The organism is Halorussus halophilus, from assembly GCF_008831545.1.
GTDB classification, from domain to species: domain Archaea; phylum Halobacteriota; class Halobacteria; order Halobacteriales; family Haladaptataceae; genus Halorussus; species Halorussus halophilus.
Window position 1 is genome coordinate 2,819,233 of record NZ_CP044523.1, and the last position, 26,741, is coordinate 2,845,973.

The 26,741-nt window shown below is 63.0% G+C and carries 31 protein-coding genes; 18 read left to right on the forward strand and 13 right to left on the reverse strand.

Annotated elements, in window-relative coordinates:
* Positions 1–148: 148 nt before the first annotated feature.
* The 3 genes from F7R90_RS13950 to F7R90_RS13960 are packed head-to-tail and all read right to left on the reverse strand — an operon-like array spanning position 149 to position 2,330.
* Positions 149–616, reverse strand: coding sequence for a YeeE/YedE family protein (locus F7R90_RS13950; protein WP_158058018.1), 468 nt, complete (start codon positions 614–616; stop codon positions 149–151).
* Positions 613–1,110: a YeeE/YedE family protein gene (locus F7R90_RS13955; RefSeq protein ID WP_158058019.1), complete on the reverse strand. Its 498-nt coding sequence runs from the start codon at positions 1,108–1,110 to the stop codon at positions 613–615. Before F7R90_RS13955 ends, F7R90_RS13950 begins: the two co-directional genes overlap by 4 nt.
* 32 nt (positions 1,111–1,142) lie before the next feature.
* The gene (locus tag F7R90_RS13960) at positions 1,143–2,330 is read right to left on the reverse strand and encodes an MBL fold metallo-hydrolase (RefSeq protein WP_158058020.1); all 1,188 of its coding nucleotides are present in this window, start codon (positions 2,328–2,330) and stop codon (positions 1,143–1,145) included.
* Positions 2,331–2,597: 267 nt separating this feature from the next.
* Between F7R90_RS13960 and F7R90_RS13965 the strand changes: the two genes are divergently transcribed.
* From F7R90_RS13965 to F7R90_RS13975, 3 genes are all read left to right on the forward strand, one after another.
* Positions 2,598–2,855, forward strand: coding sequence for a sulfurtransferase TusA family protein (locus F7R90_RS13965; protein WP_158058021.1), 258 nt, complete (start codon positions 2,598–2,600; stop codon positions 2,853–2,855).
* Between the two features lie 3 nt (positions 2,856–2,858).
* Positions 2,859–3,446 carry a DsrE/DsrF/DrsH-like family protein gene (locus tag F7R90_RS13970; protein ID WP_158058022.1) on the forward strand — a complete coding sequence of 196 codons (588 nt, stop codon included), beginning with the start codon at positions 2,859–2,861 and terminating at the stop codon, positions 3,444–3,446.
* A 168-nt stretch (positions 3,447–3,614) separates the two neighbouring features.
* Positions 3,615–4,148 carry a redoxin domain-containing protein gene (locus F7R90_RS13975; RefSeq protein ID WP_158058023.1) on the forward strand — a complete coding sequence of 178 codons (534 nt, stop codon included), beginning with the start codon at positions 3,615–3,617 and terminating at the stop codon, positions 4,146–4,148.
* A gap of 9 nt (positions 4,149–4,157) precedes the next feature.
* On the opposite strand, the gene F7R90_RS13980 is transcribed toward F7R90_RS13975, so the two are convergent.
* Complete coding sequence (locus F7R90_RS13980) at positions 4,158–4,973, reverse strand: lipoate--protein ligase family protein (protein WP_158058024.1); 816 nt, start codon at positions 4,971–4,973, stop codon at positions 4,158–4,160.
* Between the two features lie 51 nt (positions 4,974–5,024).
* A complete protein-coding gene (locus F7R90_RS13985) occupies positions 5,025–5,864 on the reverse strand; it encodes a TrmB family transcriptional regulator (RefSeq protein ID WP_192498322.1) in 840 nt (279 codons plus the stop codon).
* Positions 5,865–6,308: 444 nt separating this feature from the next.
* On the opposite strand from F7R90_RS13985, the gene F7R90_RS13990 reads away from it, so the two are divergent.
* From F7R90_RS13990 to F7R90_RS14005, 4 genes are all read left to right on the forward strand, one after another.
* The gene (locus F7R90_RS13990; protein ID WP_225741182.1) at positions 6,309–6,788 is read left to right on the forward strand and encodes a response regulator; all 480 of its coding nucleotides are present in this window, start codon (positions 6,309–6,311) and stop codon (positions 6,786–6,788) included.
* Between the two features lie 86 nt (positions 6,789–6,874).
* Positions 6,875–7,342 carry a YbhB/YbcL family Raf kinase inhibitor-like protein gene (locus tag F7R90_RS13995; RefSeq protein WP_158058026.1) on the forward strand — a complete coding sequence of 156 codons (468 nt, stop codon included), beginning with the start codon at positions 6,875–6,877 and terminating at the stop codon, positions 7,340–7,342.
* Positions 7,343–7,945 carry a sodium-independent anion transporter gene (locus F7R90_RS22550; protein ID WP_225741183.1) on the forward strand — a complete coding sequence of 201 codons (603 nt, stop codon included), beginning with the start codon at positions 7,343–7,345 and terminating at the stop codon, positions 7,943–7,945.
* The gene (locus F7R90_RS14005; RefSeq protein ID WP_225741325.1) at positions 7,846–8,730 is read left to right on the forward strand and encodes a serine/threonine-protein kinase RIO2; all 885 of its coding nucleotides are present in this window, start codon (positions 7,846–7,848) and stop codon (positions 8,728–8,730) included. Before F7R90_RS22550 ends, F7R90_RS14005 begins: the two co-directional genes overlap by 100 nt.
* A gap of 44 nt (positions 8,731–8,774) precedes the next feature.
* Here the strand turns inward: F7R90_RS14005 and F7R90_RS14010 are convergent, their stop codons facing one another.
* Complete coding sequence (locus F7R90_RS14010) at positions 8,775–8,921, reverse strand: DUF1328 domain-containing protein (RefSeq protein WP_158058944.1); 147 nt, start codon at positions 8,919–8,921, stop codon at positions 8,775–8,777.
* A gap of 479 nt (positions 8,922–9,400) precedes the next feature.
* On the opposite strand from F7R90_RS14010, the gene F7R90_RS14015 reads away from it, so the two are divergent.
* Positions 9,401–9,991, forward strand: coding sequence for a 50S ribosomal protein L15e (locus F7R90_RS14015; protein ID WP_158058028.1), 591 nt, complete (start codon positions 9,401–9,403; stop codon positions 9,989–9,991).
* 69 nt (positions 9,992–10,060) lie between these two features.
* Here the strand turns inward: F7R90_RS14015 and F7R90_RS14020 are convergent, their stop codons facing one another.
* Positions 10,061–10,909 carry a CPBP family intramembrane glutamic endopeptidase gene (locus F7R90_RS14020; protein WP_158058029.1) on the reverse strand — a complete coding sequence of 283 codons (849 nt, stop codon included), beginning with the start codon at positions 10,907–10,909 and terminating at the stop codon, positions 10,061–10,063.
* A gap of 131 nt (positions 10,910–11,040) precedes the next feature.
* Here F7R90_RS14020 and ubaA point away from each other — a divergent pair, with 131 nt between their 5' ends.
* From ubaA to F7R90_RS14045, 5 genes are all read left to right on the forward strand, one after another.
* Positions 11,041–11,856: an SAMP-activating enzyme E1 gene (gene ubaA / locus F7R90_RS14025; RefSeq protein ID WP_158058030.1), complete on the forward strand. Its 816-nt coding sequence runs from the start codon at positions 11,041–11,043 to the stop codon at positions 11,854–11,856.
* 123 nt (positions 11,857–11,979) lie between these two features.
* The gene (locus tag F7R90_RS14030) at positions 11,980–12,546 is read left to right on the forward strand and encodes a DoxX family protein (RefSeq protein WP_158058031.1); all 567 of its coding nucleotides are present in this window, start codon (positions 11,980–11,982) and stop codon (positions 12,544–12,546) included.
* Positions 12,547–12,699: 153 nt separating this feature from the next.
* Positions 12,700–13,239 (forward strand): VIT1/CCC1 transporter family protein, encoded by a 540-nt coding sequence (locus F7R90_RS14035; RefSeq protein WP_158058032.1) that lies wholly within the window; start codon positions 12,700–12,702, stop codon positions 13,237–13,239.
* Between the two features lie 48 nt (positions 13,240–13,287).
* Positions 13,288–14,451, forward strand: a complete 1,164-nt coding sequence (locus F7R90_RS14040; RefSeq protein ID WP_158058033.1) for a VIT1/CCC1 transporter family protein — start codon at positions 13,288–13,290, stop codon at positions 14,449–14,451.
* Between the two features lie 52 nt (positions 14,452–14,503).
* On the forward strand, positions 14,504–15,625 hold the full coding sequence (locus F7R90_RS14045; protein WP_158058034.1) for a hypothetical protein: 1,122 nt from the start codon (positions 14,504–14,506) through the stop codon (positions 15,623–15,625).
* A 156-nt stretch (positions 15,626–15,781) separates the two neighbouring features.
* On the opposite strand, the gene F7R90_RS14050 is transcribed toward F7R90_RS14045, so the two are convergent.
* Entirely contained in the window at positions 15,782–16,423 is a 642-nt protein-coding gene (locus tag F7R90_RS14050) for a helix-turn-helix domain-containing protein (protein WP_158058035.1), read from the reverse strand.
* Between the two features lie 85 nt (positions 16,424–16,508).
* On the opposite strand from F7R90_RS14050, the gene F7R90_RS14055 reads away from it, so the two are divergent.
* Positions 16,509–17,414 carry an alpha/beta fold hydrolase gene (locus tag F7R90_RS14055; RefSeq protein WP_158058036.1) on the forward strand — a complete coding sequence of 302 codons (906 nt, stop codon included), beginning with the start codon at positions 16,509–16,511 and terminating at the stop codon, positions 17,412–17,414.
* Between the two features lie 17 nt (positions 17,415–17,431).
* On the opposite strand, the gene F7R90_RS14060 is transcribed toward F7R90_RS14055, so the two are convergent.
* Both F7R90_RS14060 and F7R90_RS14065 read right to left on the reverse strand, forming a co-directional pair.
* Positions 17,432–18,064: a DsbA family protein gene (locus tag F7R90_RS14060; protein ID WP_368408563.1), complete on the reverse strand. Its 633-nt coding sequence runs from the start codon at positions 18,062–18,064 to the stop codon at positions 17,432–17,434.
* A 75-nt stretch (positions 18,065–18,139) separates the two neighbouring features.
* On the reverse strand, positions 18,140–18,484 hold the full coding sequence (locus tag F7R90_RS14065; protein WP_158058038.1) for a thioredoxin family protein: 345 nt from the start codon (positions 18,482–18,484) through the stop codon (positions 18,140–18,142).
* 51 nt (positions 18,485–18,535) lie between these two features.
* Between F7R90_RS14065 and F7R90_RS14070 the strand changes: the two genes are divergently transcribed.
* Together F7R90_RS14070 and mutS are read left to right on the forward strand one after the other, a co-directional pair.
* Positions 18,536–19,420 (forward strand): universal stress protein, encoded by an 885-nt coding sequence (locus tag F7R90_RS14070; RefSeq protein ID WP_158058039.1) that lies wholly within the window; start codon positions 18,536–18,538, stop codon positions 19,418–19,420.
* Positions 19,421–19,482: 62 nt separating this feature from the next.
* The gene (gene mutS, locus F7R90_RS14075; protein WP_158058040.1) at positions 19,483–22,125 is read left to right on the forward strand and encodes a DNA mismatch repair protein MutS; all 2,643 of its coding nucleotides are present in this window, start codon (positions 19,483–19,485) and stop codon (positions 22,123–22,125) included.
* An 8-nt stretch (positions 22,126–22,133) separates the two neighbouring features.
* Here mutS and F7R90_RS14080 read toward each other — a convergent pair whose 3' ends face one another.
* Entirely contained in the window at positions 22,134–22,919 is a 786-nt protein-coding gene (locus F7R90_RS14080; protein WP_158058041.1) for a DNA polymerase sliding clamp, read from the reverse strand.
* Between the two features lie 120 nt (positions 22,920–23,039).
* On the opposite strand from F7R90_RS14080, the gene F7R90_RS14085 reads away from it, so the two are divergent.
* Complete coding sequence (locus F7R90_RS14085) at positions 23,040–23,606, forward strand: hypothetical protein (RefSeq protein ID WP_158058042.1); 567 nt, start codon at positions 23,040–23,042, stop codon at positions 23,604–23,606.
* A 4-nt stretch (positions 23,607–23,610) separates the two neighbouring features.
* On the opposite strand, the gene nucS is transcribed toward F7R90_RS14085, so the two are convergent.
* Both nucS and F7R90_RS14095 read right to left on the reverse strand, forming a co-directional pair.
* Complete coding sequence (nucS, locus tag F7R90_RS14090) at positions 23,611–24,342, reverse strand: endonuclease NucS (protein WP_158058043.1); 732 nt, start codon at positions 24,340–24,342, stop codon at positions 23,611–23,613.
* 57 nt (positions 24,343–24,399) lie between these two features.
* Positions 24,400–24,897: a DUF6735 family protein gene (locus F7R90_RS14095; protein WP_158058044.1), complete on the reverse strand. Its 498-nt coding sequence runs from the start codon at positions 24,895–24,897 to the stop codon at positions 24,400–24,402.
* Between the two features lie 101 nt (positions 24,898–24,998).
* Here F7R90_RS14095 and F7R90_RS14100 point away from each other — a divergent pair, with 101 nt between their 5' ends.
* A complete protein-coding gene (locus tag F7R90_RS14100) occupies positions 24,999–26,735 on the forward strand; it encodes an NAD+ synthase (protein WP_158058045.1) in 1,737 nt (578 codons plus the stop codon).
* Positions 26,736–26,741 lie beyond the last annotated feature (6 nt).

Below are 26,741 nucleotides of genomic sequence, written 5' to 3' on the forward strand. Positions count from 1 at the left end.
GGCGGGTAGCGAAGCTCGGTGAGAGATATGAAATTGTTTTGTGTGTACAAGACGCCGACGTAGCGTTCGACGGGCTTCCGAGAGCGTGTCGGTAGTGCCGTCGCTCTTCGAGGCGAGTTGACGAGAGAACGAGTGGTCGAAAGTCGGTTCAGTCGCTGACGGCGGCCGTGGAGTCGGTGTCGGCGGAGCGCGCCCGCCAGAAGCCCTGTAGGTACGCTCCGATGAACATCCCGGAGATAGCCCACAGAATGGGGAAGTTGCCGACCCCGAGGCTGGCGTACGCGGCACCGGGACAGATTCCGGAGACGCCCCAACCGACGCCGAAGATGGCACCGCCGACGAGGACGTTCTGGTCGAACGACTTGAGTCGGCGCGTGTACTGTCGGCCGGTCAAGGGTGCCCGGTCGAGGAGGTTGGTCGCCACGAAGAACGTGATACCGGTGGTGACCGCGGCCCCACCCATCACGAACAGCAGTCCGAGGTCGTCGAACTGCAGGAAGTTCAAGACGACTTCCGGGCGCGCCATGTGGCTGTACCCCAGTCCGAACCCGAATATCAGTCCGCCGAGTAATATCAGCGGCATGAACGCCGGGTGTCGCTGTTGGTCCGAACTCATGGCGTCACCCCCAGAGCCTGAACGAGTTGTGCGGTCCCGATGGCGACGGCCATGAACGTTGCGACGTTGACGAGCGAGGTCTCGGAGACCGACCCGACACCACAGACGCCGTGGCCTGACGTACAGCCTTTACCGACCCGAGTGCCGATGCCGACGAGGATGCCCCCGCCGAGCAGTCGCCACCACTGCACCTCGGTGGTCCACGTGCCGCCCTGGAAGACGACTGCGTAGACCGCTGCACCGAGGACGATTCCGAGCGTGAACACGACACGCCAGTCGCGGGAATCGAGGTACTTGCGTCGGTTGAATCGGGGCAGATCGGAAGCGTACGACCACGTCGATTCGAGGAACGTACTCGCTCCTGCGATGATGCCCGTGCCGAGGTAGATGACGGCGGCACCGAGACCGATGAGTAGTCCCCCGATGGCGTACCGCATCACGCCGTTGGGGAACAGCTCGGCGTACGTCAGTGCTGGTAGTAGTTCCATACTCATTGATTATGGTGGGTGAACGACTATCCTTCGGCTTAGTCGCTCGTGAGTGCGTCTTGGCTGGCTGCGCAGTTGTTCGGGCCGAGTTCGAGTTCGAAGGCTTCCTCGTCATCGACCGATTGCTGTCCGAGGTTCGTCGCGATGATGTCCTCGTAGTTGGCGGGACGGGGCGGCATGTCCGAAAGTACCAACTCCACGAACTCGTCTTCCTCCATCGAGAGCGCGTCCATCGTCTCCGTCAGTTCGCCGATGGTCGCGGTGTAGGTCCCGTCTGCGGCAGGTTCGGCCGAGTCGCTGAAGTGCGCACCGCCGACGAGTACGTCGTCGTCGAGCGTGAGGACGCGCTCCTGGAGCGACTCGTACAGTTGTTTCGCCGCGTCTGGTGCGCCGTCGTCGCCCTCTTCGAGGTCCGGGCGGGCGACACTCTCGATGAACAGGCCGTCGCCGGTAGCGAGGAGTTCGCCATCGACGAGATAGGAGGTCATCCCGGAGGTGTGACCGGGCGTGTACACCGTCTCGATGGTGGTTTCGCCCACTTCGAAGACGTCACCGTCTTCGGCCTGCGTCACGTCGTCAGCGTAGGTGACACCACGGTCAACCGAAGCGGACGGAATGACGCCTTCGACGCCGTCCTCGACCAAGTCACGCACGCCCGAGATGTGGTCGGCGTGAATGTGCGTGTCGATGGCGTACTGCAGGTCGGCACCGAGTGCCTTCGCGTCCTGTTTGTAGACGTTCGTGAACGCCCGGAGTGGGTCGATGACTGCTGCCTCGTCGTCGGAGACCACGAGGTATCCCAGGCAACCGCTGGAAGGGCGCTGGTACTGCGCGACGAGGGCGTCGCCGTCTGTCTCGACCTCTTTGTACTCGTAGATGGTCGCCCATCCGTTCATGCCCTCGGCGAGGTTGACCGCATCTCGGCCTGCTTCGATGAGTTGCCCGGCGATGTACTCGCTCGAACCACCTTTCGCGCAGACGACTACGAGCGGGTCGCCTTCGGGGATTCGCTCCAAGTCCGATTCGTCCACGCCGTCGAGGAGGTCGAAGTACGGGACGTTGACGATTTCGACCGAGTCACCGTCGAGGTGCCACTCGTCGAACTCGGATTCAGCGCGCACGTCCAGGATGGTGACCGATTCACCGCTGTCGATCTGTTCTTTCAGCGTCTCCGGTTCGATAGAGCCCACTTCCACGTCGGGAGTCGGGAATGCTTCTTCACTCATGTCTTCACCAAACGGTACCGGACGGCCGCACATAAGCCTTTGCATAGTATTTCGATTACTACGCAATACTGTTGAGGAGTGGAGGGCAGAAGAGGAGAGTCGGATTGCCAGAAAAGCGGCATAGAGAACTTATTAGTTATTCTTTCCGCGCACACAGCTATGACCGAGGCCCAACAGTCGAGCGCGGTTTCCACAATTCGACGAGTTTTTGTACCCGGGACTAGTATTGTGGGGTGAGCCCAAGATAGCACATGGGTGATTTACACTATGAGCACGGAATTCGAAGTCACCGAGACACTTGACGTGAAAGGACTGTCCTGCCCAATGCCCGTCGTGAAGACCAAGCAGACGGCCGATGGCCTCTCCGAGGGCGAAGTCCTCGAAGTCCTATCGACCGACTCTGGTAGCATGAGCGACGTGAAAGGGTGGGCGAACACGACCGACGGTGTCGAACTCCTCGAACAAGCAGAAGGCGAGGAGGGCGGCGAGTCGGTCTACAAGCACTACGTCCGCAAGACGGAGTAATCCATGAGCACCGACACACAACCGACGACCGACGCCCCCGACGGCGAGGGTGAGGAGTTGGCGGCCCTACAGAGTCGCATCGACGAGTTGGAGGAAGAGTTGGCAGCGGTGAAAACCGACACCAGCGACGACCAGAAGAAGATGACCATCATCGCCACGAAGGGAACCCTCGACATGGCGTACCCGCCGTTGATTCTGGCCAGCACCGCGGCCGCCTTCGGTTGGGACGTAGTCGTGTTCCACACCTTCTGGGGCCTCGACATCCTCCACGAGGAGAAGTCCAAGGACCTCAAACTCAGCGCGGTCGGCAACCCGAGCATGCCGATGCCGAACGCCGTGGCGACCCTCCCGTTCATGGACTCCATGGCGACGAAGATGATGGAGAAGAAGATAGACGAACAGGGGACGCCGACGATAGCGGAACTCATCGACACCTCCATCGAGATGGGCGTCGAACTGCAAGCCTGCCAGATGACCATCGAGTTGATGGACTACGACGAGTCGAAGTTCTACGACGGCGTCGAAGTCGGCGTCGGCGCGGCCACAGCGCTCGAACACATGGCCGACGCGGACATCCAACTGCTCGTCTGAGGACTGCTGGCCAATTAGTATTGGATCGTTTTCTAACAGACGTGGCGGAAGCGACGGAGTTAGAGTTGGGACCGAACTGCTGTTCGGCCTGAGCGGAGCGTAGTCGCGCTACGAATTCGGAGCGTCGAGAGTTAGTTTTTAAGTCGATTCGTTCACATCCTTCGGTCGATTGGGAGTTCTAACGGGTTAGCGGTCGGAGAGACTGTTCCAGACCTGAGCGAGACGCTCGTTCGGCCGGGCGGCGAGACGGCCGAGACGTCGCTGTCGTCGCTCTGGGCCGACAGTCCAGTGTTGCTCTCGTTCTACACGAACGACTTCACGCCCGACTGCCTCTCTGAGTGGTGTTCGTTCCGCGACTACGACTGGTTCAACAGCACCGACGACGTGCAGGTCGTCGGCGTCAGCAAGTCGGGCGTGCCCACGCACCGGTGGTTCCTCGACTTCCTCGACCTGAACTTTCCGCTGTACGCCGACACGGACCTGACGCTCACGAAGGCGTTCGACGTGTACTATCGCGCGTTCAAGGTAGCACCCCGCTCACGTCGGTCCTGCTTCTTGCTGGACACCGACGGCGTCGTCCGCTACAAGTGGGTCGGTGAACATCCAGTGGACCCGACGCGTGACCAACCGCCGATTTCGGAGATTCACGAGGTCATCGTCGAGGAGTTCGGCGGGAACGAGTCGGAGACGTTCGGGTTGTAAAAGCGAGTGTCACGCCGTCGGGTCGTCCCGGTCTCGCGTCCACGCATCGCTTCCGAACTTCCGGTCGGCGTGGTCGCGGGCGTCGGTTAGTTCCAGATCGGTCCACGACCCCTCGTCGGCGTCGGCCCAGTCCGCGAGTGCGTCTTCGAGTGCTTCGACCGCTTGCTCGCGGGTCGCGTCGGATTGTTCAGAGACCGTCGTCACGCGCTCGCGGAACTCCTCGGGAGACGTGTCCGGGTCCGAGAAGACCCCGAGGTGACGCTCGGTGTTCAGGTCGAACTTCAGCGACCCGTGCTGGATGATGGCGTCCTTGCGGCGGTACTGGGCGTTGCCGCTAATCTTTCTGCCATCATTCCCAGCCACGATGTCGTGTGCGGGGTGCAACTTCCGCAGGTAACACGCCGGTTGATGAATCGCTGGCATCTCCTCGTCGGTGAACCGCGCGTCGATGCCCAACTTCTCGAAGGCGTCGAAGATGGGTTCACAGAGCATCTCGTACGTCTCCATCAGGTCGCCCGGCAGTTCCTCGGCGGGTGCGACGATGGTGTAGGAGATGTCGGCGTAGCGGTCGTGGTAGATGCCACCGCCGCCAGTAGGGCGACGAGTGACCGTGATCCCCTCCCGTTCGCAGAACTCCCAATCGACCGTCTCGGGGTCCTGTCGGTAGCCGAGCGAGAGCGTCGAGGGGTCCCACTGATACACTCGGACCGTTCGCGGGCCACCCTCGGCCGCCGTCGCGGCGGCGATTTCGTCCAACGCCATGTTCACCGGGCCGTCCCACGACTCCTCGCGGACGAGTCGCCACTCGCGGTCAGCCAGCGCCATACTCGGGATTGGCGTGGGGGTGGCAAGTGAATTGCGGAGCGCGCCCGAAAACTAGTCGCCGGTTCCAGAGCCGTCCGGTCCAGTGGTCTGTGCCCCTTTCGCAGTCGCGGGTGGTTCGGCGTGCGTAAGTCCTTGCACCTCCCGGAGCATTGCGACGATACCGGTTCCGACGCTCCCGTCTCTGGCGAGAACCGCGCTCTCGCGCTCGACGCTCGTCGAGACGCCTTCCACGGAACTCACCACGGCGTTCGTCCCGTCAGCCAAGAGGACGCGGCCGACCGAAGCATCGTGGACCATGCTCGGTCCCGGTTTGTTCGTCCGGTCGGTCACGTCGGTTCGGGGAACGAACTGTTCGACGCGCTGTTCGAGCGACTGGGACGAAACGCTGACCGTGAGGTCGAGGTTCCTGTCTGTGGCGGCCCGTACCCATTCGAGTCCGGCATCGGCTACCGAGTCCGAGAGGCCGAGATACAGGTCGGTGTCGGCCTCCGAGATGAGTTCCGACCCGCGGTCGGTCACGTTCTCTCGGCCGGAAATCGTCCAGAGGTCGCCGTCGTCGTTCGGCGACGGCGACTGGACCTGTCGAAGACACCGACTCGCGGTTTCGACGTTCGAGTCGAACTCGTTGCGGAAGGCACGGACGGCAGTCTCTACGGGGACGCTACGGTACTTCCGCGGCGTGGAATTCTGGACATCTGCCAGTCCACGACGCTGTAGCTTTTCCACCGAATCGTACACCCGTGAACGGGGAACGTCGGTGATTTCGCTTATCTCTTTGGCGGTCCCACTGGAGAGCCGTGTGAGTCCGACGAAACATTTCGCCTCGTACCCGCTGAGGCCTAGTTCCTGCAGCGAAGTGATGGCGTGTTCTTTGTGCGTATTATCGGTCATCTGAAACCTCCTCTGGCGGGGAATGGCGGTTAATTGGCGAAGGAGTCTAGCCAACTGAGACGTATAAGTCTGCTCCTGAAACCAGCCACAGCGGCCAGAACGCATATTTGTGGTGAGAGAATCGACGCGTCATCTCGCCGTGACGAACAGTGTGTTTCGATGGTACGTCTCGAATATTCGAAAATTATATACTATGATTGTCTAGTCTGTTACTACGAAAGAGAAAACAATTATTAGGGGTGAGACAGAAACGTTGTAACAGGAAACTCCGTGCCGCACTCGGCCGATAGTCATCCCCGACTGGGGCACAACTCAGTCGAGTGAAACTCTCCCCACGAATACCCAACCGTGGCGTATTCGACGGCACCGTGTGGGCGACGGTCAAGGTCGGAATCGCTGTTTCGATTACAATCAACTGCCCTACTTACGGAGCAGGAATCGCCGATGGACAAAGAAATGGTAGACGATAGCGACGGAACGCCTCCAGATGCCCGTCACTCCCAGTCGAAATCGACAGTAGACCCGGAGAAGCCCGAGGCATACGCGGAGCCGTCGGACTCCACCGAGGAGTCTGGGACCGTCCTCGTCGTCGACGACGAGCCAGCGATAACCGACGCGTACGCGAAGTGGCTCACCAGTCAGTACGACGTTCGAACCGCCTACAGTGGTTCCGAGGCGATAGCGCAACTCGACGGCACCATCGACGTGATGCTCCTCGACCGCCGGATGCCCGAACAGTCCGGCGAAGACGTCCTCACGGAGATGCACGAGCGCGGCATCGACTGCCGCGTCGCCATCATCTCCGCGGAGGCTCCCGACGACACCATCCGGGAACTCGGCTACGACTCCTACCTCCAGAAGCCAGTGACCGAGCGCGACCAGATACTGGGCCTCGTCGAAAATCTCCTTACCACTTCTCTGTGAGGGCCTTGCAGGTCACGGTCGCTGACCGTCACCACTACCGGCCGTCATCACTAACTCGACTGCTCACGAGCAACTGCTGACGGCACATGGTTTCGTTTCGTACCTCGGCGTTCACCCACGGCGAATCGATTCCCGAGAAGTTCACCTGCGAAGGCGAGGACGTGTCGCCAGAGTTGACCATCGGCGACGTGTCGGACGACGCCGCGGCGCTCGCAGTCGTGGTAGACGACCCGGACGCACCGAGCGGAACGTTCACCCACTGGTTGCTCTGGAACCTGCCTGCAGAGACCGTCGAAATCGGCGAAGGCGTTCGCCAGACGGAGCAGGTTCGGAACCTCGGCGACGCGAAGCAGGGCGAAAACGACTTCGGCGAAGTCGGCTATCGCGGACCCTGCCCACCGAAGGGCGACTCGCCTCACGAGTATCGCTTCACGCTGTACGTACTGGACGAAGAGTTAGACGTGGAGGCGGGAGCGTCCCGGCCACCGGTACAGAACGAGTTGGACGCGAAGACGCGAGACTCTGCGCAGTTCAGTGGACAGTTCGGGCGATAGGTGCGGAGACGGAGTAACCTATTTGCTCGCGTCGATGGCGGACTGTTCTACGCGAACACGACGACGATACGCGAGGACTTACTCGAACGAATCGAGAAGCACGAGACACCGGTCGAACTGGTCGTATTCGACCTCGTCTCGTCGCCCATCGTGGACCTCGCCGCCGCAGAGATGCTCGAAGACGTATACGACGACCTCGAATCCGACGGAACCGACCGCTGGGTCGCAGGGGCAAACGCCCAGGTCTGTCGTCTACTCGAAGCAGCAGGCCTCGACGAGAAACTCGGTGGAATCCGCGAGGACGAGACGGTGGCATCGGTCAGCCGACGCTGGCGAAGCGACCGAGACGCGTCCCTGACGGTCTCTGCTTCGTCTCGCGAATCGAGTGCTGTACCCTCCCAGAGAGTGTATCGCGATGGTGTCGGCCCGACGCGCGGAACTTTTACCCACCGAGCGTCTACTCTCTGCCGATGGTTCAGAACGTCGCGGGCCTGCTGGCCGAGTTGGAGCCGGAGGACTTCCACCTGCTCTCTGGGGTCGAGCAGGGGATGCGCTTCTCGGAGTGGGTCGCCCGCGAGAAGATTCCGGAGTTCTCTCGACTGACCCCCGAGGAGGTAGAGTACCGCCTCGACCGCTGTCTCGACCGCGATTTGCTCGAACGGAAGACGATTCAGTACGAGGGCTACCAGTTGAAGTTCGAGGGGTACGACGCGCTCGCGCTCCACACCTTCGCCGAGCGCGAGACTATCGAAGGGTTCGGCGCGCCGCTCGGCGTCGGCAAGGAGAGCGACGTGTACGAGGTCCAGTCGTACAAGCCCCACGCGCTGAAGTACCACCGCGAAGGCTACACGAACTTCCGCGAGGTCATGAAAGAGCGGGACTACACGTCCGACCGCGAACACGTCTCGTGGCTCTACACCGCCCGGAAGGCCGCCGAGCGAGAGTACGAAGCACTCGAAACCCTCTACCCGGACGTGCGCGTGCCGCGTCCAATCGACCAGAACCGCCACGCTATCATCATGGAGAAGATAGACGGCGTGGAACTGTCTCGCACCAGATTGGAGGACGAGCAGGTCGTGCCAATCTTGAACCTCGTCCTCTCGGAGATGGGCACCGCCTACGAAGAAGGATTCGTCCACGCGGACATGAGCGAGTACAACGTCTTCGTCAACAACGAGGGCATCACCATCTTCGACTGGCCCCAAGCCGTGCCGACCGACCACGACAACAGCCAAGAGTTGCTCGAACGCGACGTGAACAACATCGTCGGCTACTTCCAGCGAAAGTACCCGCAACTAGTACCGAAAGAAATCGATTCGTCGGCAGTGACCGCGGCCCTCGCTGACGGGTCGTTCGAGACTGTCCGCGAGTTCGCGGCGGACGAGTGAGGCCGGTGGAGTTCGGCGGACGAGCGGAACTCGTCCGCGTGGTCTCACAGTAGCAGTGAGACGACCGCCAGTATGAGGAAGACGAGTACTAACAACTTCGCTATCTCCATCGTGAGTCCGGCGACGCCCCGCATGCCGAAGATACCCGCGATGACCGCGATGACGAAGAACGCGACTGCGAGTTCGAGAATAGCCATGCTATCGACCTCCGTCGCACTGCGACGGTCTGGCGGTGATACATCGACGGCAGACAGTGCTGTGCGTCATGCCTCCCAGTAACCGTTGTACGCGTTTAGTTACTCGGCGAGTAAATAGCGTATACTTCTAGACTATCTGCTTTTCCGACTGGAACGGTCGGGACGGAACGGTGTAGCGGCTTTCGTGTGTAAGGGAGGCTTTCCTGTGCAAGGAAGGGTCCTTCGTGTCCCGACACCGCCATGCTTCGGCGTCACACGCTATGCTGAAGACGAAGCCCTTAAACGCCGACGCCGAAAAGTAACGACAACTCGCTGGACGACACGGGCACCAGCGGGCACCTGTGGACACGAGCGCGACCGACTCGTGCTGTCGTGGCCGAATCGGTCGCTCGCACACAGGACGGGATGTGACTCGTGTGAGATTCTACGAATCTCGCACGAGTTGAACCACACAACGCCCGTGGTGAGAAACCATGGCAAAAAGTTTCTACTCCCACATCAAGGAAGCGTGGAAAGACCCAAGTGACGGCGACCTCGCCGAACTCCAGTGGCAGCGAAAGCAGGAGTGGCGCAAGCAGGGCGCTATCGAGCGAATCGACCGACCGACCCGCCTCGACAAGGCCCGCGAACTGGGCTACAAGGCGAAGCAGGGTGTCGTCGTCGCTCGCGTTAGCGTTCGTAAAGGCTCCGCTCGCAAGGAGCGGTTCAAGGCTGGCCGCCGTTCGAAGCGCCAAGGTGTCAGTCGCATCTACCGACGCAAGAACCTGGAGCGCATCGGCGAAGAGCGCGCCAGTCGCAAGTACCGCAACCTGCGCGTCCTCAACTCCTACTGGGTCGGCGAGGACGGCAGTCAGAAGTGGTTCGAGGTCATCCTCATCGACCCCGAACACGGTGCCATCCAGAACGACGACGACCTCAACTGGATCTGCAACGACGACCACCAGGGCCGCGCGTTCCGCGGTCTGACCGGCGCTGGCAAGGACAACCGCGGCCTCTACAAGAAGGGCAAGGGCACCGAGCACAACCGCCCGAGCAACAACGGCGGTCAGGGTCGCGCGAAGTAAGCGATTCTGCACGCACTGCGTCCAATTCGTTTTTCGTTCTTTCAGCTCATCAGTAGCCCCAGCACCGCTTCACGCAACCAACAGCCCCAACACCGAGACGCTGACCAGCACGACGTGGAACGTCGCGTGAGCGACCATCGCCGCTTCCAGACTCTTGCGCCAGTAGAGCCAACCGAATCCGATTCCGGCGACTGCGTTGAGAGCGACCGTTCGGACGATAAGCGCGGGAGTCAGTTCGACCATGGACGCGAGTGCCGGGAGGTGACCGACGCCGAACAGGAGCGCGGCGAGGACGATTGCCACCCACGCCGTCGCGGGAGCAAGCGTCTCGCCTGCGTTTCCGAACCGCGCCAGGACCGCGTGAATTGCCCACGCGAACAGCGTCAAGACGCCCCACCGAAGCAGGAGTTCCTCGGTGATACCGCCGTAGAACAATCGCACCGGAAGACTCGCCAGCAGTCCCGAAATCGTCTGCGTCTGAGCGACGGGAGTCGCCGCTTCGAGACTCTCGGCGACGAACGGTGCGAAGAGTACGTCGCCACCGACGACGGCGACGAACGTCAGTCCGCCGACGCCGATAGCCAACAGGAGTTCCTCACGGAGCGACCCGAGAACCGACGGCCCGCCGCGAACGCGCTCGTCCACGTGCGAGGTCAATCCGACGCGGGGCGCGAGGAGCGTTCCGACTGCGACTGCGAGCGCGAGCAGAAGCGCCGGTTGGACCATCACCAATACGGCGAGAACTGGCGTCGAAACTTCGGGGAGCCCGGGCACGCCTCCCTCGCCGGTGGCCGTCGAAATACCCACCGCGATGACGCCGACCATCCCGAGCGCGAACAGTGCCACGAACCGCTTGCCGAACGAGGCGTTTCCTGTCGGTCGGGCGACTGTCGAAGTAGTATCTGTCGCTTGATTCATACGTTCAAGATGATTCGGGATCGGATAATGACTCCGGTGATTTCGACGGGACGAGAATTATTGCCTTCCACGACCGAGTAACTGTCACGGTCAACAGCGACTTTTTACCGCAACGCCCCCAACCACCAGCCATGAGTCTCTCGCTCGATGCGACCCAACTCGACCGCTACTCGCGGCACATCATCATGGACGAGGTGGGTCCCGACGGGCAGTCGGCCCTGCTCGACGCCAGCGTGCTGGTCGTCGGGGCAGGCGGATTGGGGTCGCCGGTCATCCAGTATCTCGCGGCGGCAGGCGTCGGTACGCTCGGCATCGCCGACGACGACGACGTCGAACTGAGCAACCTCCAGCGCCAAATCGTCCACGGCGACGCAGACGTGGGTCGTCCGAAAGTCGAATCGGCCGCGGATTACGTGCGGACGATAAATCCTGACGTGACGGTCGAGACCCACCAAACGCGAGTCGAACCGGACAACGTCGAGGAACTCGTCGCCGACTACGGCTTCGTGGTGGACGCCTCGGACAACTTCCGCACGCGATATCTCGTCAACGACGCCTGCACGCTCTCGGACACGCCGTTTTCTCACGGCGCGATTTACAAGTTCGAAGGACAGGTTACGACCTTCACCACCGACGGCCCCTGCTACCGCTGTCTGTTCCCCGAGGCACCGCCACAGGGAATGGTCCCCGACTGTGCGAGTACGGGCGTGTTGGGCGTACTTCCCGGAACTGTCGGCTGTATTCAAGCGACTGAGACGGTGAAGTACCTCTTGGGCGAGGGGAAACTGCTCGACGGCCGGATGCTGTTCTACGACGCGATGGACATGTCCTTCGAGGAAGTCGCGTTCAAACAGAACCCGGACTGTCCGGTCTGCGGAGACGAGCCAATCGAATCGATTTCGCAGGTCGAGTACGCCGAGGAAGCGTGTCCCGTGAACGCTGACTGAGTAGCCGAAGCCGAGAAGGGAGAAAACCGCCGTGACTGCCAGTAGCGTAGTTCTCAGCGCTTGAGAAATGGTATCTGCTTATATGCGCTTCGCTGGCGTCTGTTTAGTCGTAAGGTGTTACCCATGACTACCAACGAAATCCAACACACGAACGAGTTCGAGAGCACGATTGGCGGCTACACGGTTCGCGGGAAGGCCCACAGCCTCAGCGCGTGGTTCGTCCTCGCCCTCCGTCTGATGATGGGCGGGGCGTTCTTCTACGCCGGATGGTCGAAAATCGTCGCCGCAGAGCCGTTCAGCGCGACGGGCTACCTGACGAACGCGGTTCCAGCCGCGAGCCCGCTGGCCGACCTGTTCGCGTGGATGGGTTCGACTGCGTGGTTCGCGGAGGTCCTCGCAGTCGCCGTCCCGTGGGGTGAACTCCTCATCGGCCTCGCGCTCATCACCGGCGTCCTGACCCGCTTCGCGGCGTTCTGGGGCGCGTTCATGATGCTCATGTTCTACTTCTCGAACTGGGACGTGGGACACGGGCTCATCAACGGCGACTTCGCGTACATGCTCGTCTTCCTCGCCGTCGCGGCGTTCGGCGCGGGCCGCATCCTCGGCCTCGACGCCTACATCGAGCAGTACGACCTCGGCGGCGAGACGCTGATCGAGCGGTACCCCTCGCTGGGGTACCTGCTCGGGTGAGTTTTGATTTTTCAGTACTAAACGACTACTCCTGCTGTTCCTGTTCGTGGCGACCACGAGACTCGACCGTCAGTCCCATCAGTGGAACGTTTCTGCGAGAACTCGTAGAGCGTTGGCGGGACAACTTTAGACTCCCGAATCGAATCACGTGCCATGTTAGAAGTGTTACTCGGTGACGAGGTGGAGTCTCCCGGCGAGTACGTCGCGGAACTGGTATACGGCGCGAACGACGGCATCGTCACGACGTTCGCGGTCGTCTCGGGCGTGGCAGGAGCGGCGCTCTCGCCGAGTATCGTGGTCGTCCTCGGCGCGGCGAACCTCTTCGCCGACGGCTTCTCGATGGGCATGAGCAACTATCTGAGCAGGCGCTCCGAGATGGACTACGAGAACGCGCGCGGAGACGTTCAGGCAGACGACGACGGCGGCAAGTCGCCCGCCAAAACCGCCTTCGCTACCTTCCTCGCGTTCGTCGTCGCCGGATGGCTCCCGCTCGCGCCCTACATCTTGGACCTCGACCCACAGTTTCCGCTCGCCGTCGCGGTGACCGGTCTCACGTTCTTCGTCGTGGGTGCGAGTCGAAGCCTCGTGACGGCTCGCGGCTGGGTCCGAAACGGCGCGGAGATGTTCGTCATCGGCATGACGGCGGCCGCAGTGGCGTTCGTGGTCGGCGACTTGCTGAAGGGGTTCGCCTGAAGCGTCTTCGACTGCACACATAAATCGTCGGCCGTCGAACCACGAGTCATGGGTGGGACAGCAGAGCGACCGGCACAGAGTGGCGAGCAGGCTTCGAAAGCCGACGTCGAGCGCTATCGAGCGAACGCACAGGCCGAGGTGGATAGTGCATCGGTGTATCGAACGCTGGCCGAGGTCGAGTCGTCGCCGCACCTCGCGGAACTGTATCAGCGTCTGGCCGACACCGAAGACGAACACGCCGACTTCTGGTTAGAGACGCTGGAATCGACCGGGGAGTCTGCCGAGCGACCCTCGCCCAGTTGGCGGGCGCGAGTGCTGTCGTGGGTCGCTCGTCGATTCGGCCCGGACGCCGTGTTGCCGACGCTCCGCGGTGCAGAGGCAGGCGACACCAGCGGCTACGCTACGCAAACGGAATCGCGCGACACGTCGCTTCCAACCGACGAGGAGTCACACGCTCGCCTCCTGTCGGCTATTGACGCGCCGACGGGCATGGAAGGAGGAACGCTCGCGCGCCTCGAAGGCCGCCACCGGACGACCAGCGGGAACGCCCTCCGGGCGGCCGTGCTGGGTGCCAACGACGGACTCGTCTCGAATTTGAGCCTCGTGATGGGGGTCACGGGTGCGGCGCTCGCCGCCCAGACGATTCTCGTCACGGGACTCGCGGGACTGCTCGCTGGCGCGGGGTCGATGGCGATGGGCGAGTGGCTCTCCGTGCAGAGTTCCCGGGAACTCTACGAGCGACAAATAGCGGTCGAACGAGAGGAGTTGCGGGCGGTCCCCGACGAGGAGGAGACAGAACTCGCGCTCATCTATCAGGCGAAGGGCCTGCCCGAAGAGCAAGCCCGAAGCCTCGCAGAGCGACTGGTTGCCGACCGGGACACGGCACTCGACACGCTCTCCCGCGAAGAGTTAGGTATCGACCCCGAGGAACTCGGTGGGTCCGCAGTCGAGGCCGCCGTCACGTCGTTCGTGCTGTTCGCACTGGGTGCTATCGTTCCGGTCGTCCCGTTCGTCGCGTTCGCCGGGACGACGGCCGTCGTCACCAGTCTATTCGTCAGCGGGGTGGCGCTGTTCGTCATCGGCGCGGGAATCACGGTACTGACCGGCCGTAGTGCACTGTATTCGGGTGGGCGGCAGGTCGTCGTCGGACTCGCCGCCGCTGCGCTGACGTTCGTCGTGGGACGACTCATCGGCGTCGCCGTCGTCGGGTAGGCGAACGGACGGTTCCAACGGATACATACCGGCGCAACGCCGAGGACCCGACATGGACCGGACGAACCGTTCGAAAGCCGTCGGTCGTCTGTTGGCGACGCTCGGGGCGCTGGGGACTGTCCCGGTCGCTTCGGCCCACGGAGGGGAGGCCGCGCCGCCGCTTCCCCAATGGCTCGCGCTGCTGATTCTGGTCGTAGGCGTCGCGGGCATCGTCGGGAGCGCGTACTCGAAGCGCCATATCTCGGCGAAGGTGGCGCTCGCAGGCGTCTTCGCTGGCATCGTCGTCTCTGCAATCGGAGCAGTCGGACTCGTACAGTTGTCGCCCGTCGAGACGCTGGCGGCGAGTCAACCACCGGTTTCGCGGTCGGCACTCGGTGCGCTGACCGTCGGCGCAGGCGTCGCAATCGCAATCGGAAGTCTCGTCGTCGGCCGGATGCAGTGGCCCGACCGGCCGCGATACGCGGGCCTCGGTATCCTGCTCGGCCTCTGGGTCAGCTATCCGATGCTGGCTCCGAGCGCCTTGACGAACCCGCTGGGCTACGTGTTGGCGCTGGCGGTGACAATCGGCGTCGGCTACTTGCTGTGGGCGGACGCCGGGAGCCTCATCCGGCGAGCCCTCGGCGACTCGGTCGCTCGCTGGTTCGGCGTCGGCACAGGTGCCATCGCGGGCCTGTTCTTCATGTTCTCGATGGGGATGCTCACGTTCGTCCCCGAACCCGGCGGCGGCGTGGACTTGAACGAGAGTTTCGTGACGACTGCGCAGGTTGCCAACCCGCTAGTCTACTGGCCCGGCGTCGAGTTCCACTTCCACGACGCCATCGGGACGGTGCCACTGAGCGGCGTCCTCTCGGTCGGAATGGCCCTGCTGGTCGGTCTCGTCGCCGTACTGGTCGCGCTGAACGCCTCGCTGCTCGCGTATCAGTGGCGCACCGAACACGGCACTGGCGCGATGGAGACGACTGCGGGGTCGGCGGCCGTCGCGGCCCCGAACGCCTGTTGTTGCTGTGGCCCGGTCATCTCCGAGTTGGTGGTCGTGTCGGTCGGACCTGCTGCGGCCGCACCGCTCTACTGGCTGTTCGTCGATTTGGCCTCGCCGCTGGGTGCGTTGTTCTTCGTCACGAGCGTCGCGTTGCTCGCCGGGAATCTGGTTCGGGCGGGGAATCAGAGTTTGTAGAAGACGGTTTCAGGTCAGTTCGTGGATTTTGGCGAAGAACTGGCGCGCGCTATCACGACGACGTGTCGTCGCTACGGAACCAGTAGCGCAACTGAATGTCTCCTTCGTCCCTACTCACTCGGGAGCCCAGCCAGCTACCGTCTTCCAAATCCACTCTCACTCCACGAACCCCGTGACGACCGCCGCCTGCGCTTTCCGAACGAGTTCCGAGGCAGTGCTCTCCGAGCAGTCCAACGTCGCTCCGACCTCGCTCATCGACCCGGTGCGAGGAACGTCGTAGTAGCCGACGGAGACGGCGACTTTCAGTGCTTCCCGCTGGCGAGGAGTAAGCCGACACCGTCCGGCAGGACTGCCGTACTCGCCGACGCTCGTAATCTCGTAGTCGCCTGCCGTTTCGAGTTTCTCGAACAGTGTCTGGAGGGCGTCGTGGGTCCCGACGAAGGTGAACTTGATGGTGCCGTCCTCACGGTACGTAATCGGCGGGAGCGCCAGAATGCCGGACGCGGCGACTGCGTCCGCGAGTCGGGGAGCCATCTCGAATTGCTCCTGTTGGACGAACGCGTACGTCGCCCCGTCGTCGTCTGAGAGCGCGTAGTCGTCCACGGCCGAGAGGTCGTTCACTAGCGGCTTGACCACCGACGGCGGTGCATCGAGTCGGGAGAGCGTCGTCGGAGTCGGACGACTGGCGTCCCACGTCAGCACGGTAGCCGTCGAAACCGTCGCAGCGTCGATGACCGCTCGATGCAGGGGATGGGCGTCCTGTCGGGAGCGGTCGAACACGACCGAAACGCGTCGCATGTCGAGGACTCGTCTCCGCCACTACTTAATAGACCGGCCTGGAACGGCAGTACCGCCACCACGCTGACGCGAAAATCGCCAGACGATGACTACCAACGCACTCTCAGTGCCCGACGATGCTGTGGATTCCGCCGACTCCGAAGAGACGGCGCCCCAAGTTGTCGAAACGAGCGCGGGGACGACGCTCTGCTACGCGACGTACGGCGACCCCGAGGGAACGCCGCTCGTCTTCTTCCACGGAACCCCCGGTTCGCGCCTCCTCGGCCGTCTCTTCGACGACATGGCGCGCGAGAACGGCGTCCGCGTACTCGCACCCGACCGACCGGGATACGGCCGCTCTGCACTTCCGAGCGATTACGACCTCCCGGACATCGAGGAGGGAATCGCTGCACTCGCCGAGAGCGTCGATGCAGAGCGAGTCGCCGTCGCGGGCTTCTCTGGGGGCGCGCCGTACGCGCTCGCGGCCGCCACGAGTGCCTCGGAGCGAGTTCGTTCCGTGGACCTCGTTTCGGGGGCCGTTCCGCCGGCATACGAGGAGAACCTACCGACGGCCCTCCGAGTCATGCGGCGACTGGCGACGACGACGCCGAGTCTCCTCTCGGCGGGGTTTGGATTTCAGGCCGCACTGGCTCGATTGCTTCCGCCAGACGCAATCGTCTCGCAGTACACCACCGAATCGAGTCCTGTCGAAGTATCCGAGCGAGTCGCACGACTGGTCGAACATGACTTTCGGGAAGCATTCGCCGAAACGGCAAGCGGGGCGGTTAGAGACTCCCAACTGTTCGCTTCGTCGTGGAACTTCGACCCCGAGACGACGTCCTGTCCGGTCCGGTTCTGGCACGGTGAACTGGACGAGAACGTACCCGTCGAAGGGGTACGCGACTTCTCCGCATCGATTTCTCACGCCAATCTGACCGTGTTGGACGCACACGGCCATCTGGAGACCTTGCTCGGTGCGCGCGAACGGGTCGTCCGGGCAGTCAGTCAGTAGCTTTTGGGTCTCCGTCGTCAGGCACCTTCGACTAGTCGCTCGAATTGCTCCGGCGGAATCGCACCTCGCGCCGCGTGCCCCTCGTACGCGAACGTCGGAATTCCACTCACACCTCTCTTTTGCGCCTCCTCGAATCGCTCGCGCAGTTCTGCTTCCAGGGTCTCGTCCTCGGTCGCATCCCGAATCTCCGCTCCGTCCAAGCCAACACCTTCCGCAATCTCGACCAGCACGTCTGCATCACCGATGTCGCGCCCGTCCTGCCAGAGCGCCTCGAAAATCGCCTCGTGGAACTCCAAGAAGGTCTCCTCGTCGTAACTCTGGCGAACGTAGAGCGCGGCCTGCTGGGCGTCCCACGAGTCCACGTCGAGCGAGTAGTCGAGCGTCATCTCCACGTCGTAGCGGTCTTTCAGACGCTCGACGTTCTCCTCGACCTGCGCGAAGTAGTCGTCGTCCTTGCCATCGTCTACCTCGTCGTGAATCTCGCCGGAGTCGTCGCGTTTGTACCCTCGAAGGTCGTAGAACTGCCACTCGACTTCGGGTGGGTCGTCTGCCTGCTCGCGGTACTGCTCCATCGCGGCTTTCCCGAGGTAGCAGAACGGGCAGACGTAGTCCGAATAGACGGCGAGCGCGTCGTTGGTCATACGAGACAGAAACGACCACGGGGACAAAAGAGCGTCAGTCGCGGAGATTTCGGCCGGGACGAGTTGTCGTCAGTGCCCGATAGGTTACTCCCCGCGATTCTCCACAAACTCCACGACCGCCTGCGTTTCCTGAAACCCCTCCGCCAACCTATCGACCAGTTCGCCGTCTTCGAACAGCAACAGGGTCGGCACGCTCCGCACGTCGTATGTGTCGATTAGCTCGGGGTCGTCACGGGGATTCAGCGTGCCGACCGCCGCTTCGGTCGCGCGGGCGACGTTGCCGACGACAGGTTCGATTGATTGACAGATAGCACACCCGTTCGTGTAGAAATCGACCAGTACGAGGTCGTGAGTGGCGACGAAGGCGGCTAACTCATCGGCGTCGGCCAACTGGACCGGCGTGTCGGGGGAATCTGAGCGAGTGGTCACACCCCGTTTTGGCGACAGAGTAATTTAGGCATCTCGGCCCGTAGTCCGATTATGTACGACCGGGTACTGGTCCCAACCGACGGGAGCGAGGAATCCCGCCGGGCGGCGACTCACGGGGTGGAACTGGCATCGCGGTTCGGGGGTCTCGTCCGCGCCCTGTACGTCGTGGACGACCGCTACAGCGGCTTAGAGTTCGGCGACGCGGACGGCGACCCAGTCACGCAGGCACTCGAACACGACGGTGAGGAAGCCACCGAAGCGGTCGAGAACGCCGCGGCGGAGCGACGCGTCGAAGCGACGAGCGAACTCCGGGAGGGCATCCCGGCGGACGCGATTCTGGACGCCATCGCAGAGTGGGACGCCGACCTCGTGGTGATGGGAACCCACGGGCGGACCGGCCTCGAACACTTTCTGGTGGGAAGCACCGCAGAGCGCGTCGTCCGGTACTCGCCAGTGCCAGTGCTGACGGTGCGAGCGAACGGACAGGACGCGACCGACTACGAGACGATAGTCGTCGCAACCGACGGGAGCGAACCCGCAGACGACGCCATCACCGAAGCGCTGACCGTCGCCAACGCCTACGACGCGACCGTTCACGTGCTGTCGGTGGTCGATACGCGACTCTCACAGTCGGCGGCGCTGCTGGAGTCGCTCGAAATCGAGGCGAAAAACGCAGTCAGCGACGCCATCGAGCAGGTCACGACCGACGACGAGGACGGCGACGTAGACGTGACGACGACGGTGATGGAAGGCGTCCCCGCGGCGGCAATCGTCGATTACGCGGCGGACAACGACGCCGACCTACTCGTCGTCGGGACGCGCGGCGTGACTGGACTGGACCGGTTCGTCACCGGTAGCACGGCCGAGCGAGTGGTTCGAACGTCGCCGGTGCCGGTGTTGACGGTACCAGCGGAAGAAAGCAAGAATGAGGAATAACGACGGGGACGAGCAGACTGAAATCCGGAGCAAATAACCACCTCCGAACCCTGCGGTATCCCATGGACGCGGCGCTGGGGCCACCCGAGAAGATGGCCGAACACAGCGACGAGTTGACGCCGATGATGAGCCAGTACTTCGAACTCTGCTCGGAGTACGAGGAGTCGCTGGTCCTCTTTCAGGTCGGCGACTTCTACGAGACGTTCTGCGAGGCGGCCGAGACGAGCGCCCGCCTGCTCGAAATCGCGCTGACCCAGCGCGAGGATTCGACCGGAACCTACCCGATGGCGGGCATCCCTATTGACAACGCCGAGTCGTACATCGAGACCTTGCTCGACGCAGGATATCGCGTCGCCGTCGCCGACCAAGTGCAGGACCCCGAGGAGGCGACTGGCGTCGTGGAGCGCGCCGTCACGCGCATCGTCACGCCGGGCACCCTGACCGAAGACGAACTGCTCGACACCGAGGACAACAACTTCGTGGCGTGTCTCACGGAGGATGGCACCAAGGCAGAGCAAGCCGCCGCAGGCGATAGATATGGTCTCGCCATGCTCGACGTTTCGACGGGCGACTTCTACGCGACCAGCACCCGCAGAGAGACGACCATCGAGGACGAAATCAGCCGCTTCGCGCCCGCCGAAGCTATCGTGGAACCCGGCGCGGCGGCCGACCAGTTCGGTCGGGAGTGCATGGTCACGCCGTACGACGCCGCGGCGTTCGACCTCGACACTGCCCGGGAACGTGTCAGCGACTACTTCGGGTCGCCGGACGACCTGCTGGCGGCACCCGCTGAAATTCGAGCCACTGGCGCGCTCCTTGCCTACGCGGAGTACACACGCGGCGGAGAAGACGACCATTTGGGCTACCTCAACCACCTCACGCGCTACGAACCGCGGGAGTACATGCTGTTGGACGCGGTGGCGCTTTCGAGTTTGGAGCTGTTCGAGCGCAGGAACGTCCGGGGCCACGACGACGCGACACTTCTCGGCGTGCTGGACGAGACTTCCTGCGCACTGGGAAGCCGCAAATTGAAAGATTGGCTCCGACGACCGCTGCTCGACCCCGACCGAATCGAGGCCCGACTCGACGCCGTAGAGGAGTGGACGCGAAACGTACAGGCCCGCGAGGAAGTCAGCGAGCAACTGCGCGACGTGTACGACATCGAGCGACTCATCGCCCGCATCTCACGAGGCCGGGCGAACGCACGGGACTTGCGCTCGCTGAAATCGACGCTCGAAGTCGTCCCCGAACTCAAAGCCGAGATAGCCGACCTCGAATCCGAGAAGCTCAGCGACCTGCGAGAGCGACTGGACGAACTCGCCGAGATCCGGGACCTCGTCGGTGCCGCGATTCAGGAGACGCCCGCCCGCGAGATTACGGAGGGCGGCGTGATTCGGGAGGGCTACGACGACGAACTGGACGACCTCCGCGAGACAGAGCGCGAAGGCAAGCAGTGGATAGACTCGCTCGAACAGCAAGAGTGCGAACGAACCGGCATCGACTCGCTGAAAGTCGGGCACAACTCCGTCCACGGCTACTACATCGAGGTGACGAACCCGAACCTCGACTCGGTGCCGGACGACTACGAGCGCAGACAGACGCTGAAAAATTCAGAGCGGTTCTACACGCCCGAGTTGAAGGAGCGCGAAGACGAGATTATCCGCGCGGAGAATCGCGCGGACGACCTCGAACACGAACTGTTCAGAGACGTGCGCTCGACCGTCGCCGCCGAGTCCGAACGCGTGCAGGCGCTCGCCGATGCACTCGCGGAGTTGGACGTCCTGACGGCACTCGCCGAAGTCGCGGCGACGCACGACTACAATCGGCCCGAGATAGGAGGAAACGGCATCCATATCGAGGGCGGTCGCCACCCCGTCGTGGAGCGCACCGAGGAGTCGTTCGTCCCGAACGACGTTCACCTCACCGACGACTCGCACTTCGCGGTCGTCACCGGCCCGAACATGTCCGGGAAATCGACGTACATGCGGCAGGTCGCGCTGATTACGGTACTTGCCCAAACGGGGAGCTTCGTCCCAGCGTCGAGCGCCGAGATCCAGCCAGTAGACCGCATCTTCACCCGCGTCGGCGCGAGCGACGACATCGCGGGCGGGAGGTCTACCTTCATGGTGGAGATGACCGAACTCGCCGCAATTCTGCGCAGTGCGACCGACCGTTCGTTGGTCTTGTTGGACGAAGTGGGCCGAGGCACCAGCACCACCGACGGACTCGCCATCGCGCGGGCCGTGACCGAGCACGTCCACGACGAAATCGCCGCGAAGACGCTCTTCGCGACGCATCACCACGAGTTGACCGAGACCGCAGACGCCCTTCCGGGGGCGTTCAACCTGCACTTCTCGGCCGACCAGTCGAGCGAGCAGGTCGTCTTCGACCACGACGTGCGGCCGGGCGCGGCGACCGCTTCGTACGGCGTCCAGGTCGCCCGCGCGGCGGGCGTCCCGAACGAAGTCGTCGAGCGCTCGCGGGAGTTGCTGTGTGAGGATGTGGAGGGAAGAGATAGAGAGAGCGATTCGGAACTCGTGTCCGCGGACGGGGAATCCGCGAGAGCAAACGGCGGGAACGAGGCCAGTCAGAATGGCGCGGCGAGCGGCGAGGTCGCCGCTCGCCTCGAAACCATCGACGTGGCGACGATGACGCCGCTGGAGGCGATGAACGAACTCGCCGAACTGAAACGCGAGTTCGAATAGCGGTCTTCTCAGGTCGCGGAGATGCGAGGCGCTAGCAGATACTCGACGGAGCCTGCGCCGTCGGCGAACCCGGATTCGACTTCGAGCGGTTGTTCCGTGCCCATCCGGAGGTCGAGTTCGAGGTCGCTGGACATCGCCCGCTCGATGGCGAGCAGATACTCCAGCGAGTACAGCGAGTGGGCGTCGCCCGGCGTCAACTCGACCAGTTCGTCTGCCGACAGCGTGAGCGACACGTCGTCAGTATCGCCTTCGGCCTCGACGTAGAACACCTCCTCGGCGTCGTCGAGACCGAGCGCGAGGTGGTCTGAAACCATGTCCGCCGCGCGAATCGCGCGCTCGAACTCACCCGCGTCGGTGACGACAGCACCCGTGAAGTCGAAGCCCTCGCTAGGCCGGTCCGGCGGCGAGCGAATAGTCTCGGGGTCGATGACAGCGAGCGTGTATTCGAGTTCGTCGATACAAATTTCGAGTTTTCGGGTCTCGGTGTCGAGGGTGAACTCAATTAGCTGTCCGCGGTCGGCCATCTTCACCACGTCTTGCAGTCGAGAGAGGTCGATGCCGACGTGGCCCTCGGTCGCTTCGAGTGCGTCGAAGGCGGCGCTTTCCAACGTTATTTCGACCGACGCGACAGTCGCCGCGTCGATGGCCGAGAGTCGGATGCCGTCGTCGTCGTCGTACTGGAGATGGCACTCCTCGAACAAGGCGGACGCAAACGCGACGGTTTGCTGAATCGAGTCGGCGTCTACGATGGCGTGGAACGGCCGGGTCGTGGTAACGGAGTCGAAATCGCTCATCAGTTCTCGTGAATTGTATCAGGGAACTATCCTATAAGTGTTCTGTCGATATCCGAAGCTATAACCTGAAACAAGTTATCTTTATATCCGTATGCCCTAACTCATAACCAGAAACAGATTATGTCCGAGGACGAGAGAGCACGCGGAATCCTGAGTGAGGCCGACCGAGCGTACCTGCGCGGCGAGACCGAACTCGCGAGCGTCCAGTCCGAGCGGAACACTCGCGCTCGCATTCGTAACCGAATCTTCGAAGCCATCTTCGACTTCGAACTGCTCGTCGAACACCTCTCGAAGAACGACCGCGAACTCGTCTTCGAGAAGCGCTTCGAGGAAATCGAGGGTACCGAAGCGATGGACGCGCTCGTATCGGCCGTCGCCTTCGTCTATCAGGCGACGAACGACACCGACGTCGAGTTCGAGACGGTACTCACTGAAGGCATCAACGTGGCCGAGGCGAAAGACGAGCGAGCGGCGACAGTGGACTTCGACCTGACGTTCCAGTCGCTCACCGCCGAACAACTCCGGAAGAAGTTGGAACGAGGCGAGACGCTGTCGCTCACCGAGCTCGCATTCTTGCGGGAGAGCGACGAGGTTCGGATGGACGAGTTGGCCCGGTACTTCGGTGACGACGAGAAGACTACGGAGATAGACGACGGGCGAATCCAGTCGAAGGTGACCAACTTCTGATGAATCAGGGCGGCGTCAGCGCGACGTACTCCAATCCCTTCTTCGCCAGCAGTTCCCGCGCCCGGTCGGTGACCGAGGGAGAGACCAGAATGCCCCGAACGTCTGCGTCGGCGTGCAAGTCTCGCTTCAGTGCCTCGACGTAGCGAGCGAGTTGCCCCACCGCGTCAGGACCGACGCGCTTGCGCTTGAGTTCCACGACGACCGTCGCGCCGTCGCGGTCCTCGCCGTAGATGTCTACCGCTCCGGCGGGCGTCTCGCGCTCGGTGGCCAGCGGGACGAAGCCTGCTTCCACGAGGTCGGGGTCGTCCAGAATTCGTCGCCGCAAGTCCTCTTCGGAACCGGACAACGTCAACTCGTGGTCGTCGGTCACGTCGAACGCAGTCACCTGTCGGACGCGCTCGAACGTGACGAGCAGTTCTTCGTCGGGCGAGTCGCGCACGCTCTCGATTTCGAGGTCCTCCGCGGCCAGTCGGGCCTCGTGGGTACAACCCGGCGGTTGCCAGTTCACCGGTTGCTGGCCCTCCTCGGTGTGGACGAGGATGGTCCCGTCGGGCTTGAGGACGACCAGTCGGTCGCCCGGGCCGAGGTGGCTCGACGCGCGACCCTCGTACGCGACCGTACAGCGGCCGAAGACGGTTATCATGTCGCCGCGGTCGATGGCTTGGGCGAGCCACTCGCGGGCCGTCTCGGGGTCGGGACGCTGGAGCGACCTGTCGCGTTCCTCTTGAGTGGTCACTGTCTGGGGGTATGCGACGCGACTACAAAAACGCGTCACCTCGCGCGGTTACCGCTCTCAGAGTACCTCCCGTTCACTGGCCCACGAGGCGATTCGCGTGACGAGATACTCTCTGGCGTCGTCGGGCGCGAACAGTCCCCTATCGACCAGTTCGGCGACCGTCGCCTTCGTCCCACGGAACCATCCCCGAAAGTAGTCGTCCGGCGGTTCGGCTTCCACGGCGACGCCGTTGCCGACCGTCTCGCTCCGCTCGACGGTCTCACATTCTGCTTCCAGACCGAACCAGCAGACGTGGAACGGCGTGACTTCGTAGTTTCTCGCGACTCGGTAGAAGGCCTCGTGGTGGAGGAAGTCGAGATGGTCGGCGACGATTTCTGTGAGTTCGAGGTCCGTCGCGAGCGGTTCGAAATCGACGGTGCCTGCAACGCGGTCGGCAAACGGGTCGTCAACGGTGATTGCGTCGGCGAGCGCGAAGTTCGCACCGCCCCAGTGAGAGCGGTGGAGGTCGTAGTTCCCGTCGGCACGTTCGTACGCGAGGAGTGCGCGGTGTCCCATCCCGGCGAGTTGGTCGCGCGTTCCGATATAAAATTCAGGACGAAGAGCGAGAGCGTGACCCCCGACAAGACTAACGAACTGCCCGCCTTCTTTAGGGGGCGATGACCGCACTCCGCGTCGCGCTCGCACAACTGAACTACACCGTCGGAGACGTAGACGGCAACCGCGAGAAGGTAGCAGGCGCAGTCGAGCGCGCCCGCAAAGCAGACGCCGACCTGCTTGTCTGCTCGGAACTCGCACTGCTTGGCTACCCGCCCCGCGACCTCGTGGAACGCGAAGATTTCGTCGCGGCACAGATGGACGCCCTCGACAGCGTCGCAACCCTCACGGACGACGACCTCGCCCTCCTCGTCGGCTTCGCCGACCCCAATCCCGACGCGACCGGGCGACCACTCTACAACGCCGCGGCGTTCTGCACTGGCGGCGAACTCAGAGGAACCACCCACAAACGCCTGCTGCCGACCTACGACGTGTTCGAAGAGGACCGCTACTTCGAACGCGGCGAATCGATCGTGACCCACGGCCTGAACGGAACCACGCTCGGCGTCCACGTCTGCGAAGACGCGTGGAACGAACCGGACGTGTGGGAGCGCCCGCGCTACGAACAGGACCCAATCGAAGACCTCGCGGACGCCGGGGCAGACCTGCTGGTCAACCTCTCGGCGAGTCCATTCTACGTCGGGAAGCGAGCGTTCCGCGAGCGACTGATGGCGGGCCACGCCACCGACCACGGACTTCCGCTGGTGTTCGTCAATCAGGTCGGCGCGAACGACGAAGTCGTCTTCGACGGCCGGTCGTTCGTGGTCGATTCGGACGGAGCGTTCGGGTGCCGACTCGCGGCGTTCGAGGAGGAGTTCGCAGTCTGCGAGATTGGCGAGGTCCGAGTGAACGAAGTGAACGAGGACCTCGAAGCGGAGCGGCGAAGCCGCGGAGCAGGCGAGTTAGCGCGAGCGAGCGGAGTGAGCGAACGACCGGAGGCCATCGGCGCGGCGTTCGACGACACCGAACTGGTCCGACGCGCGATTCGACTCGGTATCCGCGACTACGTCCACAAATCCGGGTTCGAAGGCGTCGTCCTCGGCCTCTCGGGCGGCGTCGATTCGTCGGTGACGGCCGCCCTCGCCGCGGAGTCACTCGGCCCCGAGAACGTCCTCGGCGTGGCGATGGCGACGCGCTACACCAGCGACGCGAGCGAGAAAGACGCCGCCACGCTCGCCGACAATCTGGGCATCGAGTTCCGCGAGATTCCAATCGAGGAGACCTTCGAAAGCTTCACGGCGCAGTTCGACTCGCTCGGAAGCGTCGCCAAAGAGAACCTGCAAGCCCGAATTCGCGGGACGACGCTGATGGCACTCGCAAACGACTCGGGGCGACTCGTGCTGGCGACCGGCAACAAGAGCGAGTTGGCGACGGGGTACTGCACGCTGTACGGCGACATGGTCGGCGCGCTCGCACCGCTGGCCGACTGCCGGAAAGCGACGGTGTACGCGCTGGCGCGACGAGTGAACGAGAGTAGTGAGGGCCGAGTCATTCCCGAGCGCGTGCTGAATCGCCCCCCGTCAGCCGAATTAGCCCCCGACCAGACCGATCAGGACACCCTCCCACCGTACGAGACACTGGACGAGATTCTGCGACTCTACGTCGCGGAGGGTGCGACGAGCGAGGCGGTCGTCGCGGCAGGCCACGACCCCGCCGTCGTTCGAGAAGTGCTGTCGATGCTCCACAGTTCGGAGTTCAAGCGCTGGCAGGCCGCTCCGGTGCTGAAAGTCACCGCGAAGGCGTTCGGCGTCGGGTGGCGGTATCCGCTCGCCGCGAGCTACGAGACGGTGATAAACTGAATTACG

Bases quoted from the DNA above. Each gene is read 5' to 3' on its own strand.
- F7R90_RS14015 (WP_158058028.1), top strand. From the start codon at position 9,401: ATGGCAAAAAGTTTCTACTCCCACATCAAGGAAGCGTGGAAAGACCCA.
- F7R90_RS14100 (WP_158058045.1), top strand. From the start codon at position 24,999: ATGACCGCACTCCGCGTCGCGCTCGCACAACTGAACTACACCGTCGGA.
- F7R90_RS14045 (WP_158058034.1), top strand. From the start codon at position 14,504: ATGGACCGGACGAACCGTTCGAAAGCCGTCGGTCGTCTGTTGGCGACG.
- F7R90_RS13955 (WP_158058019.1), bottom strand. From the start codon at position 1,110: ATGAGTATGGAACTACTACCAGCACTGACGTACGCCGAGCTGTTCCCC.
- F7R90_RS14035 (WP_158058032.1), top strand. From the start codon at position 12,700: ATGTTAGAAGTGTTACTCGGTGACGAGGTGGAGTCTCCCGGCGAGTAC.
- mutS (WP_158058040.1), top strand. From the start codon at position 19,483: ATGGACGCGGCGCTGGGGCCACCCGAGAAGATGGCCGAACACAGCGAC.
- F7R90_RS14095 (WP_158058044.1), bottom strand. From the start codon at position 24,897: ATGGGACACCGCGCACTCCTCGCGTACGAACGTGCCGACGGGAACTAC.
- F7R90_RS14070 (WP_158058039.1), top strand. From the start codon at position 18,536: ATGTACGACCGGGTACTGGTCCCAACCGACGGGAGCGAGGAATCCCGC.
- F7R90_RS14055 (WP_158058036.1), top strand. From the start codon at position 16,509: ATGACTACCAACGCACTCTCAGTGCCCGACGATGCTGTGGATTCCGCC.
- F7R90_RS13965 (WP_158058021.1), top strand. From the start codon at position 2,598: ATGAGCACGGAATTCGAAGTCACCGAGACACTTGACGTGAAAGGACTG.
- F7R90_RS13980 (WP_158058024.1), bottom strand. From the start codon at position 4,973: ATGGCGCTGGCTGACCGCGAGTGGCGACTCGTCCGCGAGGAGTCGTGG.
- F7R90_RS13985 (WP_192498322.1), bottom strand. From the start codon at position 5,864: ATGACCGATAATACGCACAAAGAACACGCCATCACTTCGCTGCAGGAA.
- ubaA (WP_158058030.1), top strand. From the start codon at position 11,041: ATGAGTCTCTCGCTCGATGCGACCCAACTCGACCGCTACTCGCGGCAC.
- F7R90_RS14080 (WP_158058041.1), bottom strand. From the start codon at position 22,919: ATGAGCGATTTCGACTCCGTTACCACGACCCGGCCGTTCCACGCCATC.
- F7R90_RS13970 (WP_158058022.1), top strand. From the start codon at position 2,859: ATGAGCACCGACACACAACCGACGACCGACGCCCCCGACGGCGAGGGT.
- F7R90_RS14020 (WP_158058029.1), bottom strand. From the start codon at position 10,909: ATGAATCAAGCGACAGATACTACTTCGACAGTCGCCCGACCGACAGGA.
- F7R90_RS13995 (WP_158058026.1), top strand. From the start codon at position 6,875: ATGGTTTCGTTTCGTACCTCGGCGTTCACCCACGGCGAATCGATTCCC.
- F7R90_RS13950 (WP_158058018.1), bottom strand. From the start codon at position 616: ATGAGTTCGGACCAACAGCGACACCCGGCGTTCATGCCGCTGATATTA.
- F7R90_RS13990 (WP_225741182.1), top strand. From the start codon at position 6,309: ATGGACAAAGAAATGGTAGACGATAGCGACGGAACGCCTCCAGATGCC.
- F7R90_RS14030 (WP_158058031.1), top strand. From the start codon at position 11,980: ATGACTACCAACGAAATCCAACACACGAACGAGTTCGAGAGCACGATT.
- F7R90_RS14050 (WP_158058035.1), bottom strand. From the start codon at position 16,423: ATGCGACGCGTTTCGGTCGTGTTCGACCGCTCCCGACAGGACGCCCAT.
- F7R90_RS13960 (WP_158058020.1), bottom strand. From the start codon at position 2,330: ATGAGTGAAGAAGCATTCCCGACTCCCGACGTGGAAGTGGGCTCTATC.
- F7R90_RS14085 (WP_158058042.1), top strand. From the start codon at position 23,040: ATGTCCGAGGACGAGAGAGCACGCGGAATCCTGAGTGAGGCCGACCGA.
- F7R90_RS14040 (WP_158058033.1), top strand. From the start codon at position 13,288: ATGGGTGGGACAGCAGAGCGACCGGCACAGAGTGGCGAGCAGGCTTCG.